Source organism: Streptomyces sp. NRRL S-646 (genome assembly GCF_000720765.1).
Lineage (GTDB): Bacteria > Actinomycetota > Actinomycetes > Streptomycetales > Streptomycetaceae > Streptomyces.
The window spans coordinates 48,942-62,514 of record NZ_JODC01000027.1; the positions used below are offsets into that span (position 1 = coordinate 48,942).

The 13,573-nt window shown below is 71.8% G+C and carries 15 protein-coding genes and 1 riboswitch; of the genes, 4 read left to right on the plus strand and 11 right to left on the minus strand.

Going from position 1 to position 13,573, the window contains the following annotated elements:
- From IH68_RS0143775 to IH68_RS0143790, 4 genes are all read right to left on the minus strand, one after another.
- Positions 1-651: a DUF6286 domain-containing protein gene (locus IH68_RS0143775; RefSeq protein ID WP_030947912.1), complete on the minus strand. Its 651-nt coding sequence runs from the start codon at positions 649-651 to the stop codon at positions 1-3.
- Positions 648-1,067 (minus strand): Asp23/Gls24 family envelope stress response protein, encoded by a 420-nt coding sequence (locus IH68_RS0143780; protein WP_030947916.1) that lies wholly within the window; start codon positions 1,065-1,067, stop codon positions 648-650. The genes IH68_RS0143775 and IH68_RS0143780 overlap by 4 nt, the downstream gene beginning before the upstream one ends.
- A 5-nt stretch (positions 1,068-1,072) precedes the next feature.
- Positions 1,073-1,258, minus strand: coding sequence for a hypothetical protein (locus IH68_RS0143785; protein ID WP_030947919.1), 186 nt, complete (start codon positions 1,256-1,258; stop codon positions 1,073-1,075).
- Positions 1,259-1,322: 64 nt separating this feature from the next.
- A complete protein-coding gene (locus IH68_RS0143790) occupies positions 1,323-1,820 on the minus strand; it encodes an Asp23/Gls24 family envelope stress response protein (protein ID WP_030947921.1) in 498 nt (165 codons plus the stop codon).
- An 88-nt stretch (positions 1,821-1,908) separates the two neighbouring features.
- Here IH68_RS0143790 and IH68_RS0143795 point away from each other — a divergent pair, with 88 nt between their 5' ends.
- Entirely contained in the window at positions 1,909-2,622 is a 714-nt protein-coding gene (locus IH68_RS0143795) for a hypothetical protein (RefSeq protein ID WP_030947923.1), read from the plus strand.
- A gap of 130 nt (positions 2,623-2,752) precedes the next feature.
- On the opposite strand, the gene IH68_RS0143800 is transcribed toward IH68_RS0143795, so the two are convergent.
- The 7 genes from IH68_RS0143800 to IH68_RS0143830 form a co-directional block, all read right to left on the minus strand.
- On the minus strand, positions 2,753-3,556 hold the full coding sequence (locus IH68_RS0143800; RefSeq protein WP_030947926.1) for an enoyl-CoA hydratase/isomerase family protein: 804 nt from the start codon (positions 3,554-3,556) through the stop codon (positions 2,753-2,755).
- A 129-nt stretch (positions 3,557-3,685) separates the two neighbouring features.
- Positions 3,686-3,907, minus strand: coding sequence for a helix-turn-helix domain-containing protein (locus IH68_RS0143805; RefSeq protein ID WP_004002281.1), 222 nt, complete (start codon positions 3,905-3,907; stop codon positions 3,686-3,688).
- Between the two features lie 362 nt (positions 3,908-4,269).
- Positions 4,270-5,868 (minus strand): ABC-F family ATP-binding cassette domain-containing protein, encoded by a 1,599-nt coding sequence (locus tag IH68_RS0143810; RefSeq protein WP_030947929.1) that lies wholly within the window; start codon positions 5,866-5,868, stop codon positions 4,270-4,272.
- A gap of 90 nt (positions 5,869-5,958) precedes the next feature.
- The gene (locus tag IH68_RS0143815; RefSeq protein WP_267883787.1) at positions 5,959-6,624 is read right to left on the minus strand and encodes a hypothetical protein; all 666 of its coding nucleotides are present in this window, start codon (positions 6,622-6,624) and stop codon (positions 5,959-5,961) included.
- A 458-nt stretch (positions 6,625-7,082) separates the two neighbouring features.
- Positions 7,083-8,483: a hypothetical protein gene (locus IH68_RS0143820; RefSeq protein ID WP_199931990.1), complete on the minus strand. Its 1,401-nt coding sequence runs from the start codon at positions 8,481-8,483 to the stop codon at positions 7,083-7,085.
- Between the two features lie 192 nt (positions 8,484-8,675).
- Entirely contained in the window at positions 8,676-9,794 is a 1,119-nt protein-coding gene (locus tag IH68_RS0143825; protein ID WP_030947937.1) for an alpha/beta hydrolase family protein, read from the minus strand.
- A 111-nt stretch (positions 9,795-9,905) separates the two neighbouring features.
- Positions 9,906-10,637, minus strand: a complete 732-nt coding sequence (locus IH68_RS0143830) for a class II aldolase/adducin family protein (protein WP_030947940.1) — start codon at positions 10,635-10,637, stop codon at positions 9,906-9,908.
- A gap of 197 nt (positions 10,638-10,834) precedes the next feature.
- On the opposite strand from IH68_RS0143830, the gene IH68_RS0143835 reads away from it, so the two are divergent.
- From IH68_RS0143835 to IH68_RS0143845, 3 genes are all read left to right on the plus strand, one after another.
- Positions 10,835-11,584 (plus strand): lysozyme, encoded by a 750-nt coding sequence (locus tag IH68_RS0143835; protein WP_030947943.1) that lies wholly within the window; start codon positions 10,835-10,837, stop codon positions 11,582-11,584.
- Between the two features lie 152 nt (positions 11,585-11,736).
- Entirely contained in the window at positions 11,737-12,981 is a 1,245-nt protein-coding gene (locus IH68_RS0143840) for an inorganic phosphate transporter (protein ID WP_030947945.1), read from the plus strand.
- Positions 12,982-13,015: 34 nt separating this feature from the next.
- Positions 13,016-13,243, plus strand: coding sequence for a hypothetical protein (locus tag IH68_RS0143845; protein ID WP_030947947.1), 228 nt, complete (start codon positions 13,016-13,018; stop codon positions 13,241-13,243).
- A 148-nt stretch (positions 13,244-13,391) separates the two neighbouring features.
- A riboswitch (cobalamin riboswitch) is annotated at positions 13,392-13,534 on the plus strand.
- Positions 13,535-13,573: the final 39 nt, after the last annotated feature.

A 13,573-nucleotide genomic window follows, 5' to 3' on the forward strand; every position in this document is an offset into this window, starting at 1 on the left:
TCACCCCTTCCGTCCGGGACGCCGTACGTGCACCGACAGCGCGGGCGGGTGGGTGAGCCCCAGGCCCCTGATCGCGTCGTCGAGCGTGGCGTTCAGGTCGGCGCGTACGTCGCCCAGTTCGCGGAAGTGCGAGACGGCGTACACGTCGGCACGGGCGCGGCGCATCCGGACCCGTACCGACTGGACGCCGGCGACCTCCATGGCGCGGTCGCGCAGCACGAAGGCCGCCGCCTCGCGGTGCAGTCCGGCGCGGACGTCGGCGTGGGTGCGCCGCATCGGCAGGACCCCGCGCAGACCGGGGGTGACCGCCAGCACGACCAGCCAGAGGCCGAGGACGGCGGCGACCCCGGCGCCGACGAGCACCCAGGTGTCGTCGAGGGGGCGCTCGGCGAGCCGGCGGGCGAGTTCGCGGCGCCAGGCCATCGCGGGCCGGTGCGCCCGTACGGCCGCGATGTCGTACAGGAACAGGCCGGCGACCGCCAGGACCAGTACCGCCACGATGCCCGCGGGGATCCGGCGCGCCGACCAGAAGCGGCCCTGATCACCGTCGTGGCCGGACGGCTCAGGCCCGTATGCCGGTGCGTCATCGGGTGCCTTCTCGATGACCGGTAGTCGTTGTGTGGTGCCCTCGGAGCCCTGGGGCTCGCTCATCGCGTCCTCCCCTGTGCCACGCCGTGTGCCGGGGTCAGATGCAGCCGCTCCACGTGAACGGCCACCTCCGGCACCTCCATGCCCACCAACGCGCCTACCCGCGAAGCGACATGTCGACGCACATCCGCGCATCGGGCACCGATGTCGCAGGGGTAGTCGAGCTCGATGTGGATGCGGACGTGGGCTGCCGCGATGGGGGTCCCCCCGCTCGAGGGAAGCCGAGAGTGGGAGCGGACGACGACGGTGGCGTGCGGGGGTGAGGTGTCCTCGGACTGGTCACTGAGGGTCTCCCTGGCCGCCTGGGCGGCGATCTTCGAGACCACCCGGTCGGCGATCCTGGTGGCCCCGCGCTCGCCCGGCGCGACGGTGGCCGTGGGTCTGCGCAGCTCACCGACACCGTCGCTCACCGTGCTCACCGTGCTCACCGCCGACGGTCGTCACGCGTACGGAAGAAGTCGCCGATCTCCAGATCCCCCTCCAGGAACCGGCCGACGACGAACCCGATGGCGCCCAGGGCGGCCACCAGCACGAAGGCGCCGAAGCCGCCGAAGTATCCGGCGAAGCCCAGCGCCATTCCGGCGATCATGCCGACCATGGCCCTGCTCATCGTGCGCTCCCCTCAGTGGTGCGGTTGTCCGGTTCGGTGGTGCGGTTGTCCGGTCGCCGGCGGGTCACTGGAGCCGGGTCTCCGGCTCCTCGTCCTCTTCCTCCGGCAGCTTCACATCGCTCACGGCGATGTTGACCTCGACGACCTCGAGGCCCGCCATTCGTTCCACCGCCGCGATCACGTTCTCGCGCACGGCGTGGGCGACATCGGAGATCGAGACGCCGTACTCGACCACGATCTCCAGGTCGAGCGCCGTCTGCACCTCGCCGACCTCGACCTTCACACCCCGCGTCACGGACTTCGACCCTCCGGGTACCCGATCGCGCACGGCTCCGAAGGTGCGGCTGAGCCCGCTGCCCAGGGCGTGTACGCCGACCACGTCCCGGGCGGCCAGCCCGGCGATCTTCTCCACGACCCCGTCGGCAATCGTCGTCCGCCCCCGGGTGGCGGGGTCTCCTCCGCCGCGCCGCGTCGGCTGGGCCTTGCGCATCGTCGGGGGGTCCGTCGCCTCGCTCGTTCCTTGGGGGTTCCCCGTCCGGTTCTGCTCCGTCATGTCGGTCATCGCCGCACGTCCCTTTCGGTTCGTCGTCCTACGACCACGGTAAGCGGGGTTGCGCCGCCGCGCGCCGGGGATGCGGCAGGCTGGAGGAATGACGACGGAACGGTGGGCACAGGCAGTACGGCATCAGTTGGGCCTCGGCAGGCTCCTGCCCCTGGGCGGGCCGCACGACGGCTCATGGATCTCGGAGGAGGCGGCCGAGGCGGTGCTCCGGCGCACGGCCGGGGAACTGCGCGGGGTACGGCTGGACGCGCTCCGCATCGCACTCGCCGACCCGGACACCGCTCACGACCCCGCCGTACCGCCGCCGCCGAGCGCCCTGCCGCCCGGACCGCTGCGCGTGACGGCGGACTTCGCCGCGACGGCGTCCGAGCCGCTGCCGACGACGGCGGCCCTGGTGCGTACGACGTTGGAAGCCGCGGCGACAGAACTCCTGGGCCTGGCGGTGGCCGAGGTCGACCTGCGGGTCACGGCCCTGCTGGACGAGGACCCGGAACCCGCCCCGGTACGAGCACCGGCACCGCCGCCCGCCGCGGAGCCCGACGACGCGGACGAACTGCGCGCGGCGACCGCAGCCCTGATGGTCCCGGGCGTCACCCATCTGACGGGCGGCCTGGGCCGAGCGGCGGTGCACATCACGACCCTCCAGGAGGAGGGCAGCCTCCCGCACCGCCACGCCCGCGTGGAACTCGCGGTGAGCGCGAGCCACCGAGCCTCGGACGTGGCCCGGCAGGTCCGCGCGGCGGTCACCGAGTCACTGCCCGATCACCCGACGGTGGCGGTGCTGGTGACAGCAGTCGGCTGATTCCGCGCCGGTCCGGCAGCGGCTTTCAGGGGCGCGGGGCTGTGTCAATCTGCGGCTCCGCCGCGCGGGCGCGACCGGCCACGACGGCGCTGCAGGCAAAAAGACGACACACCGCAGCACCGCCGGAGGCTCACTCCCCGAGACCGGCGAGATCCCGCAGCCGCCGCGCCTGCGCAGCCCTCTCCGCCGCACGCTGCTCGTCGTAGGAGCGACCGTGCGCCCCACGGATCAGCGCCTTGGTCTCGATCACCGCATCCCGCGGCGCAGCCAGAATCGCCGACGCCAGATCCCGCACCGCACCGTCGAGCTGGTCGCCCGGCACCGCGAGGTTGGCGAGGCCCGTGCTGACGGCCTCCTCGGCCAGGACGGCGCGCCCGGTCGCACAGATCTCCAGTGCGCGGGCGTAGCCGACCAGCCCGACGAGCGGATGCGTGCCCGTCAGGTCCGGCACCAGACCGAGGCTGGTCTCGCGCATGGCGAACTGCACGTCGTCGGCGACGACGCGCAGATCACAGGCGAGCGCGAGCTGGAAGCCCGCGCCGATGGCGTGGCCCTGGACGGCGGCGATGGACACGAGGTCGCTCCGCCGCCACCAGGTGAAACCGGCCTGGAACTCGGCGATGCTCGCGTCGAGTTCACCGTCGCTGCTGCGCGCAAGGTCGATGAACGTCGGCTCGCCCTCGATTCCCTCGGGCGTGAACATCTGCCGGTCGAGCCCGGCCGAGAAGGACTGCCCCTCGGCGCGCAGCACGACGACGCGGACGGACCCCGGCAGGACCCTCCCGGCCTCGGCGAGCGCACGCCACATGGCGGGGCTCTGCGCGTTGCGCTTGGCCGGGTTGGTCAGCGTCACCGTGGCGATCGCGTCGTCGACGGTGAGCCGTACGCCGTCCTTGTCGAGTACCGGACCGAGGTCCTGGGCAGGCGAAGCCATGGAGTGCCTCCGATGAGTGCGGTCAGCAGAGCAAGCTAAAGCGCAAAGCTAAGTGACTGCACAGTAACCACCCGGTCGATCTGCCGACCGACCGGGTGGCCACCATCGAAGCCGATGGGCCGCCCGGAATCAGGACGAGGCGGCCTTCTTGCCCCGCGTCGCGCCGCCACGCCCACGGAGCGTGACGCCCGACTCGCTGAGCATCCGGTGCACGAAGCCATACGAGCGGCCGGTTTCCTCGGCCAGCGCCCGAATGCTCGCACCGGAGTCGTACTTCTTCTTCAGGTCTGCCGCGAGCTTGTCGCGCGCGGCGCCGGTTACCCGGCTGCCCTTCTTCAGAGTCTCGGCCACCCGTGCCTCCTCATGGGAAGTGCGCTCTGGTCCCCTCATGATCACCCCTCCGGGCTTTCATGGCCACCCATTCGGCAAGGTCCGTGAGACAGGGTTTTGACGACAGGAGCACATCCCCACAAGCGGAATCAATAATTCCCCCCGACTGCGTTCGTACCGCCGAACGGGTTCTTTTATGAAGTGCCAGGTCAGAGACGTACGACGGCCGAGCCCTTGTCGATAAAGGGCTCGGCCGCGAAATGGATGTAGGACACACCTCGGTACGAGGAGATCTCACACAGATGATGGATCACGGATCGGCCGAATGATCCATACGCTGTGGATCACGCCTTCGATCAAGCTGTGCTGACTCTCCGGCGCTCTCAGGCGAGGGCGACGAGGTCCGCGTAGTCGGCGCCCCACAGGTCCTCGACGCCGTCCGGCAGCAGAATGATCCGCTCGGGCTGCAACGCCTCGACCGCGCCCTCGTCGTGGGTGACCAGGACGACCGCGCCCTTGTAGGTGCGCAGGGCGCCGAGGATCTCCTCACGGCTGGCGGGGTCGAGGTTGTTGGTCGGCTCGTCCAGCAACAGGACGTTCGCGGAGGAGACCACCAGGGTCGCGAGCGCCAGGCGGGTCTTCTCACCGCCGGACAGCACTCCGGCCGGCTTGTCGACGTCGTCGCCGGAGAACAGGAACGAGCCGAGCGTCTTGCGCACCTCGACGAGGTCGAGGTCGGGGGCGGCCGAGCGCATGTTCTCCAGGACCGTGCGCTCCGGGTCGAGGGTCTCGTGCTCCTGGGCGTAGTAGCCGAGCTTGAGGCCGTGGCCCTCGACGACCTCTCCGGTGTCGGGCTTCTCGACGCCGCCGAGGAGGCGGAGCAGGGTCGTCTTGCCGGCGCCGTTGAGGCCGAGGATGACGACGCGGGAGCCCTTGTCGATCGCCAGGTCGACGTCGGTGAAGATCTCCAGTGAGCCGTACGACTTCGACAGTCCCTCGGCGGTGAGGGGTGTCTTGCCGCACGGCGCGGGCTCGGGGAAGCGCAGCTTGGCGACCTTGTCGCTCTGGCGCACCGCCTCCAGGCCGGAGAGCAGCTTGTCCGCGCGCCGGGCCATGTTCTGCGCGGCGACCGTCTTGGTGGCCTTGGCGCGCATCTTGTCGGCCTGCGAATGCAGGGCGGCGGCCTTCTTCTCGGCGTTGGCCCGCTCGCGCTTGCGGCGCTTCTCGTCGGCCTCGCGCTGCTGCTGGTACAGCTTCCAGCCCATGTTGTAGATGTCGATCTGGGCGCGGTTGGCGTCCAGGTAGAACACCTTGTTGACGACCGTGTCGACCAGGTCGACGTCGTGGGAGATCACGATGAAGCCGCCGCGGTAGGTCTTCAGGTAGTCGCGCAGCCAGACGATCGAGTCCGCGTCGAGGTGGTTCGTCGGCTCGTCCAGCAGCAGGGTGTCCGCGTCGGAGAACAGGATGCGGGCCAGTTCGATACGGCGGCGCTGACCGCCGGAGAGCGTGTGCAGCGGCTGGCCGAGCACCCGGTCGGGCAGGTTGAGCGCGGCGGCGATGGTGGCGGCCTCGGCCTCGGCGGCGTACCCGCCCTTGGTGAGGAACTCCGTCTCCTGGCGCTCGTACTGCCTCAGCGCCTTCTCGCGGGTCGCGCCCTGTCCGTTGGCGATGCGCTGCTCGTTGTCGCGCATCTTGCGGATCAGTACGTCGAGGCCGCGCGCCGAGAGGATCCGGTCGCGGGCGAGGATGTCGAGGTCGCCGGTGCGGGGGTCCTGCGGGAGGTAGCCGACCTCGCCGGAGCGGGTGACCGTGCCGCCGGCCGGGATGCCCTCTCCGGCCAGGACCTTGGTGAGGGTGGTCTTGCCGGCGCCGTTGCGGCCGACCAGGCCGATGCGGTCGCCCTTGGCGATACGGAAGGAGGCGGACTCGATGAGGACGCGGGCACCGGCGCGCAGCTCGATACCGGAGGCGGAGATCACGGACAGGCTCCAGGGCAGAAAGGGTTGACGGGTGGGCGGCTGAGGCGTTCCCGCCGTCTAATGCGCGAGGAGAATGGCCATGGGCCAAGTCTAACGGGGCCGTGCAAGCACTTTTTCTGTGTTCGGGTGTTCGGGCCGCCGGCCGGGAACGTCGTTGCCGAGGGAGGTGCGGTGCGGGGTGATCCGGCCCAGGGCGTCGACGGCGATGAGCTGGGACGTCCACGCCGCCGCCGGGCAGGGCTGAGCGACGATCAGCGCTCCGGCGTGACGTACGGCACGCTCGGGCGTGAACACGCACCTTTCGCGTGCGGGCACCACCCAGCGCAGGTCGCCGTCTGCGAGGCGGTAGCCGGCGATGCGGGGCGGGGTGACGACGGCGAGGATTCCCCGGCCCAGGGGGCGCAGCACTCCGGTGCCGCGGTGGGTGGGCAGCCAGTCGTCGGCCGCAGGGAGCGCCCGGTGCCAGCGGACGGAGGCGCCGTCGTTCGCGGTGACCACCCCGTCGTCCCAGAGCGTGACGGTGTCCCCGCGTGCGGGGAGCACGGCGAGCGGACGGTGGCCCTCGCGGGCGTAGTGGGCGTGGGCGGCGAAGTGGTCGCCGTAGGGGGCGGGGCGGACCGCGTGGAGGGCCGCCAGGACGGGCGCCGCCACGAGGAGGGTGAGGGCGGTGGGCAGGAGGCGGCGAAGGGCCGGGGGCCCGGTGCGGCTCGGGGCTGCAGGGTTCGGTTCCGTCACCTCGACCGGCTGAACGACCACCTTGCTCCCTTCAGCGCCGATTGGCTCGGATCCGGCGCAGAGCGTAGTCGCGTGCGCGGGCTGTGCGGGGGATACGGCGGTGGGCGAGCGGGGGTGTCCCCCGTTCGGCCCCGTGCCGGGCGCCTGGTCATGTGCCGCGATATGCCGTCGCGCGTCTGCGGCTGCGTTGTGGCTGGTCGCGCAGTTCCCCGCGCCCCTGAGAGCCGCTGCCCATCCCGGCGCCCTTGAAGCCGCTGTCCCTCGCCGCGCGCCTGAGAGCCGCTGCCCCTCGCCGCCCCAAAAGCCGCTGCCCCTGCCCGCGCACCCAAAAGCCGCTGCCGATCCCGGCGCCCTTGAAAGCCGCTGCCCAGCCCCGCGCGCCCAAAAGCCGCTGCCCATCTCCGCGCCCCTGAAAGCCGCTGCCCATCTCCGCGCCCCTGAAAGCCGCTGCCGGACCGCCGAGGATTTCGCCCCCCTGCTCAGCTACCGCCCGTGTGTACCTGGAAGGCGGCGCGGCGTACGGCCTTCGCCAGAGCGGGGTCCGGGTGGGCTGCCGCGAGGGCGACGAGGACCTGGACCGTGCGGGGGTGGCCGACGGCCCGTACCTCTTCCAGGAGCAGCGGGACCGTCGGCTGCACGGCCGACTCCAGGTGGCGTACGAGCATCGGGGCCTCGCCGTGGTCGGCGACCGCGGCGGCGGTGTCGACCCACAGCCAGGTGGCCTCTTCGCGGGTGAGGACCTCGTGGGCGTCCTCGGGGTCGACGCCGTCGTGCTCGGCCAGCCACAGCAGGGCGTACGGCCGCAGGGTCGGTTCGTCGGCGACGGCGCTGACGTCCGGCTCGGCGGGGGCGCCGACCACGCGCAGGGCCTCGAAGGCGAGGCCGCGCAGCAGGGCGTCGTCGCCGCGGGCGGCGGCGATGAGTTCGGTGACGGCGCTGCCGACGGGGCGGGCGGCGAGCCAGGCGCGGTATTCGGCGCGGGCGGCGTTGGGGCGCAGCTGGGCGCAGCCGCGCAGCATCTCGTCGGCGGCGACCTCGATGTTCCCGGCGGGGCTCTGCGCGGCGACGCAGATCTGCTCCAGCTTGACCCAGACGGCCCAGCTGCCGAGCGGGGTGAGGGTGGCCTGCCCACCTCCGTAGGTGAGGGCGCCGACGGAGGCGAGGGCGTGCAGGGCCCAGTCGAGGAGGGGGGCGAGCGGGGCGTCGACGGCCTCGGGCTGCTCGGCGGGTTCGGGCTGCGGGCCGTAGGGGATCTCGCAGCGCTCGGTGCGCAGTTCGGTGACCCGCTGCTCCAGGAGGTCCAGGAGCTGGTCGACCGGGACGGGCCCGGCGGACAGCTGGAGGAAGGAGAGCACCTGGGGCATGGCCGAGACGACCTCGGCGACGGCGGCGGGCTCGTGGTCCGAGGGTTCCGCGTGGGCGAGGGACCATGCGTCGAAGAGGGCGACCCAGCCGCGCAGGACAGCGCTGTCGTCGCGGTTCCAGGCGCGCAGCCGCCAGCCGGGGCGGGCGCTGTCGCCGTGCACCTCGACGAGGCCGGCGAGGCGGGCGGTGTCCCAGTCTGCGCGGATCTGAGCCACGGTCAGGCCGAGATCCCGGGCGGCCCGTTCGGCGCTCGCGTCGGCGAGGGTGGCCTTGCCGTCGGCGGTCGCGCCGTCGCTGCCCGGGCCGAGCGCGGCGTCGGCCCAGCGGGCGACGCGGGCCGCGGCGGCCAGCTGGGAGCGAGCCATTCTGGCCAGCTCCGCGGGTGCCGGTGTGCCCTCCGGGGGGCGGGGTGCGGCGCGGCGCGGGCGGCGCTGGTTCACGGCTCTGGGGGCGGCGGACAGGGATCGCGGGCCGACGAGTCGAAGCCTGGAGTCGCGCGGGATACGGGACGTCACGGGTGCAGTCTTCCGGTTGACGGTCCGAAAACCCAAACGGAATGTCACGGCGGGCGACGGGACTGGCCAACGCACGGGGTCCGGCGGGCGGCTCGGGGACGGGAACAGGCCAGTGGTACGGCCTTAAACGGAATCGTGCCGACTGTTCAGCTCCGCTCGGGCCCGGCGGCGCGGAAAGGGTCGGCGAAGGGATCACATGAGAGGGGTGAGGAAGCGGCGCAGCGCTTCCTCGTAGGCCTCCGGGTCGGCGTTCCACATCGCCGAGTGCGGGGCGTTCGGGACCGTGCGCAGAGCGATCAGGTTGGGACGGGCGTGGGCGAGACGGCGGGAGTACTCCCAGGGGGCCAGGGTGTCGTCCGGGCCGTGGAATATCAGCGTCGGCACGGTGAGCTGCGCGGCATCGGCGGTGCGCTCGCGCTCCATGCCGGTACGTCCCTGGGCTGCCCGGACCGCGAGCGGGAGCAGTGCGCCAGGTGTGCGGCGGGCCGCGGCGAGGGCGCGCAGCGTCGTGGCCCAGCTGAGCACCGGGGAGTCCAGAACCAGTCCGGAGATGCTGTCGCGCAGCCCGGAGTGGGCGGCGGCGCGCAGCGCCATGGTGGCGCCGGTCGACCAGCCGTGCAGGACGACCTGTTTGGCGCCGTGGCTGACGGCGTACCGGATCGCCGCGTCCACGTCGCGCCACTCCGTCTCGCCGAGGTGGCCGAGGCCGTCCGGGGAGCGGGGTGCGCCGAGGTCGCCGCGGTAGGCGAGGGCGAGCACCGGGAAGCGCTGGCGGTGCAGGAACTCCATGATGTTCATGGGGAGTTCGCGGGTGGCTCCCAGACCGTGCACCGCGATCACCCAGGTGTCCCGCACGCCGGGCACGAACCAGGCGGGCAGGGAGCCGAGTTCGCCGGGGATGTCCACGTCGGTGTGGCGCAGGCCGAGGGCGGTGCCCGGGTCGCCGCTGTGCACGTTCGGGGTCAGCCACACCTTGTCGCCCGGCTCCAGGGTGCCGTGGGTGACCCGTTCCAGGCGCCGGACGACGGTGTCGACGGAGTGCGATGCCGTGGCGAGGACAGGGCCGACGACCGCGTGGGTGCCGTCGCCGACGAGGCCGTAGGTGCCGGGGCGCATGGCCGCCAGGTCGCGGGTGAGCGCGATCTGGCCGGCGGCCGTGGCGTGCACGGTGAGCCGGGGTTCGGTGGGCAGCGGCCGGCCCGGCGGGGCCTTGAGCGCCGCGTCGCTCGCGTACCGGCCGGCGGCCACGCTTGCCGCGCCGGCCGCCAGGGCTACGGTGACGGCTGCAGCCGTCGCTTTGACTGTGCGCACCCGTCCAGTGTCCCGGCGGACCACGCCACCGGCCAGCGGGAGGACGGGTCGGGCTGATGCGGGTTGCGGCGGCGGCGTGCTCCGCTCACCCCGGCCGCGCTTCCCCGGGGCTCACCCCCGTTGCCCGTAGCCCCGCAGTTTCTCCCCCACCTCCGCCAGCTGCTCCCGGGACAGCAGCGTCGGGGACATACCCGGTACCGAGGACGCCGTCAGCCACAGGCGGCACATCCACTCCAGCTGGGCGGTGCGGTCGTAGGCCTGGTCGAGGGTGGTGCCGTAGGCCATCGTGCCGTGGTTCTGCAGCAGGCAGGCGGTGCGGTCGGCGAGGGCGCGGAGCATGTTCTCGGCCAACTCCTCGCTGCCGTATGTCGCATACGGGGCAACTCGGACAGGGCCGCCGAGCGCGGCGGACATGTAGTGGATCGTGGGGAGCTCGGGAACGAGCGTCGAGACGGCCGTCGCGTGCACGGCGTGGGTGTGGACGACGGCGCGGGCGTCGGTGGTGCGGTGGACGGCGAGGTGCATGGGGAGTTCGCTCGTCGGGACGAGCGTGCCGAGCACCTGGCGGCCATCGAGGCCGACGCCGGTCACGTCCTCGGGCGTGAGCCGGTCGTAGGGCACGCCCGAGGGTGTGACCAGCACGATGTCCCCGACGCGCACCGAGACATTGCCGGAGGTGCCGACGACGAGGCCGTCGGCGACCGTGCGGCGGGCGGTGGCGACGAGTGCCTCCCAGGCGTGTGCCACCTCGGCACTCACACCCCTCTCCCACCGCTCCGGCACGTCCTGCACACCTTCTCGCGCATCCCGTTCACCTCGCTGGTCCCGCCGCCGCTCAGCCATGCCGCGATCCTGCCAGGCACACCTCCGACCGACCGCCGGGCCGGGGGCACTTTAGAGCGGAAGCCACACCTCCGAAAGTCCCCCTATAGGGACATATCCGTCTCTCTCCATGCTTGGCCTGAGATCACCGATCATTCGACGATCTTCCAGTAATCTCCCGTTGTTTTGTTGTGCACGTCGCCATTCCGGGGGGAAATATGGCTCGTGATCGCAAACTGCTGCGCCGCCGCGCCCGCGTCATCGCGGTCTCCGTGGCGGCACTCACCGCCACAGGGGCGGCTCTCGCCGGGCTTCCGGCCTCGGCGGCGAGCCTGCCGAAGGGGCACGACGTCTCTTCGCACCAGAAGAACGTCAACTGGTCGAGCGCGAAGGCCAGGGGCGCCAGGTTCGTCTACGTCAAGGCCACCGAGTCCACGAACTACCGCAATCCGTACTTCAGCCAGCAGTACAACGGCGCCCGCGGCGCCGGCATCATCCGCGGGGCGTACCACTTCGCCCTGCCGGACAGGTCGTCGGGCAGGACGCAGGCTGCGTACTTCGTGCACAACGGCGGCACGTGGAGCTCGGACGGCTGGACGCTGCCGCCCGCGCTCGACATCGAATACAACCCGTACAGCACCAAGCACAGGTGCTACGGGCTGAGCAAGGCGGGCATGGTCAGCTGGATCAAGTCGTTCAGCAACGAGGTGAAGCGGCTCACCGGCCGCCACCCCGTGATCTACACGACCACCCACTGGTGGAACACGTGCACCGGCGGGAGCGGCGCGTCCGCCTCGAACCACGCGCTGTGGATAGCCCGTCACGAGTCCGGGGCCGCCGGGTCCCTGCCGGCCGGCTGGTCGTTCTGGACCTTCTGGCAGTACGGCAACAGGGGCGGCCTGCCGGGTGACCAGAATCTCTTCAACGGGTCACAGACCCAGCTGAGGAGGTTCGCCCGGGGCTACTAGCCAAGGGGCGCCGAGGGTCAGGGGGTCGCCGGGACCGGACGGAGCGGCAACCCCCTGGCCCAGACACCCTGCAGCCCACCCCAGTTCATCTTCCGTTCACCCAGGTTGCCTACGGTCAACCGACCGTTGACTTCGAACGATTGCCTGGGTAAATGGAAAACTTCTCGCTGATCCTCGCGATTGTGGTTGTAACCGCACTCGCGTTTGATTTCACGAACGGTTTCCACGACACCGCCAACGCGATGGCCACCACCATCTCGACCGGCGCGCTCAAGCCCAAGGTCGCGGTGGCCATGTCCGCCGTGCTGAACCTTGCGGGTGCCTTCCTCTCCGTGGAGGTCGCCAACACGATCTCCAAGGGTCTCGTCGACGAGACCGGCATACGTCCCGAGGTCATCTTCGCGGCCCTGGTCGGCGCGATCCTCTGGAACCTGCTGACCTGGCTCGTCGGACTTCCCTCCAGCTCCTCGCACGCCCTGATGGGCGGCCTGATCGGCGCCACCATCGCCTCGGCCGGCATGGGCGCGGTGCACGGCGACGTACTCGTCACCAAGGTGCTCATCCCGGCGCTCGCCGCCCCGGTCGTCGCGGGCCTGGCAGCGCTGCTCGCGACCCGGCTGTCGTACACCCTCGGCAAGAAGGCCGACGGCAAGGCCGCCGAGAAGGGCTACCGCGCGGGCCAGATCGCCTCCGCGGGCCTGGTCTCGCTGGCCCACGGCACCAACGACGCACAGAAGACGATGGGCATCATCACCCTCGCCCTGGTCGCCGGCGGCGCCGTCTCCCCCGACTCCGACCCGCCCACCTGGGTCATCCTCTCCGCGGGCCTCGCCATCGCGCTCGGCACCTACCTCGGCGGCTGGCGCATCATCCGCACCATGGGCAAGGGCCTCACCGAGCTCCAGCCGCAGCAGGGCTTCGCCGCCCAGACCAGTGCGGCGACGGTCATCCTGGCCTCCTCGCACCTCGGCTTCTCCCTCTCCACCACCCACTCGGTCTCCGGTTCGGTGATGGGCGCGGGCCTCGGCCGCAAGGGCGGCGTGGTCCGCTGGTCGACGGCGACCCGCATGCTCGTGGCCTGGTGCCTGACGCTGCCGGCCGCGGCCCTGGTCGGTGCGGGCGCGGAGTCCGTGACGAACCTCGGCGACTGGGGCACCGCCGTCGTCGCCGTCTTCCTGGTCGCCGCCAGCGCAGCCATCTGGAAGATCTCCCGGCGCGAGGTCGTCGACGCGTCGAACGTCAACGACAGCGAGGAGCCGGCCGGCGTGGTGACCACGGCGATCGCCGCCGTGACCCCGCCCCCCACGGGCACGGTGACCGAGGGTCTGACGGCCACCATCCCGGCCCCCGTGTCCGCCGCCCCCGATCCGGCGACCCCGCCGGCCGCGGCCGTCTGAGCCCGCCCACCCGGTACGAAGGAAGAGAAGCAGCATGAAGATCGACTGGGCAGCCCTGGGCTCCGTCTTCGGCGTCAGCCTCGCGGTCACGGTGGGCCTCGTGGCCCTGTTCACCCTCGGCATCATGGGCCTGTCGCGCCGCGAGCGGGCCGTGGCGCAGGGCAACTCGGCCTCCCTCGCGGTGGCCGGCGCGTACGTGGCCTTCGCGGGGTGCGCGGCGGCGGTGGCGTACGGCATCCACCTGGTGGTGGCCAAGGCCTGAGGCGGCCGCACCGCCTTTCCCTACCGTCCCGCGGGGCGAGGAAGCACGCATCCATGCTTCCTCGCCCCGCGGGTTTTTCATGCACGGTTCAGAGCACCGGGTGTGGGCCTCAGCACACTCCCCCGCCGCAGGTCAACGGCAAGTTGACTGCCGTTCGGGGGCGTGGTGGACTGCCGAAGCCATATACGGCGGCGCGAGAGGAAGCCGGTGCAAGTCCGGCGCGGTCCCGCCACTGTCACCGGGGTAGTAAGCCCCGGGAGCCAGGAACTCTCACCGCCGGTCTCGTCGAACCAGGGCGTGGACACCCTGAGTGAGGACATGTCGCCATGC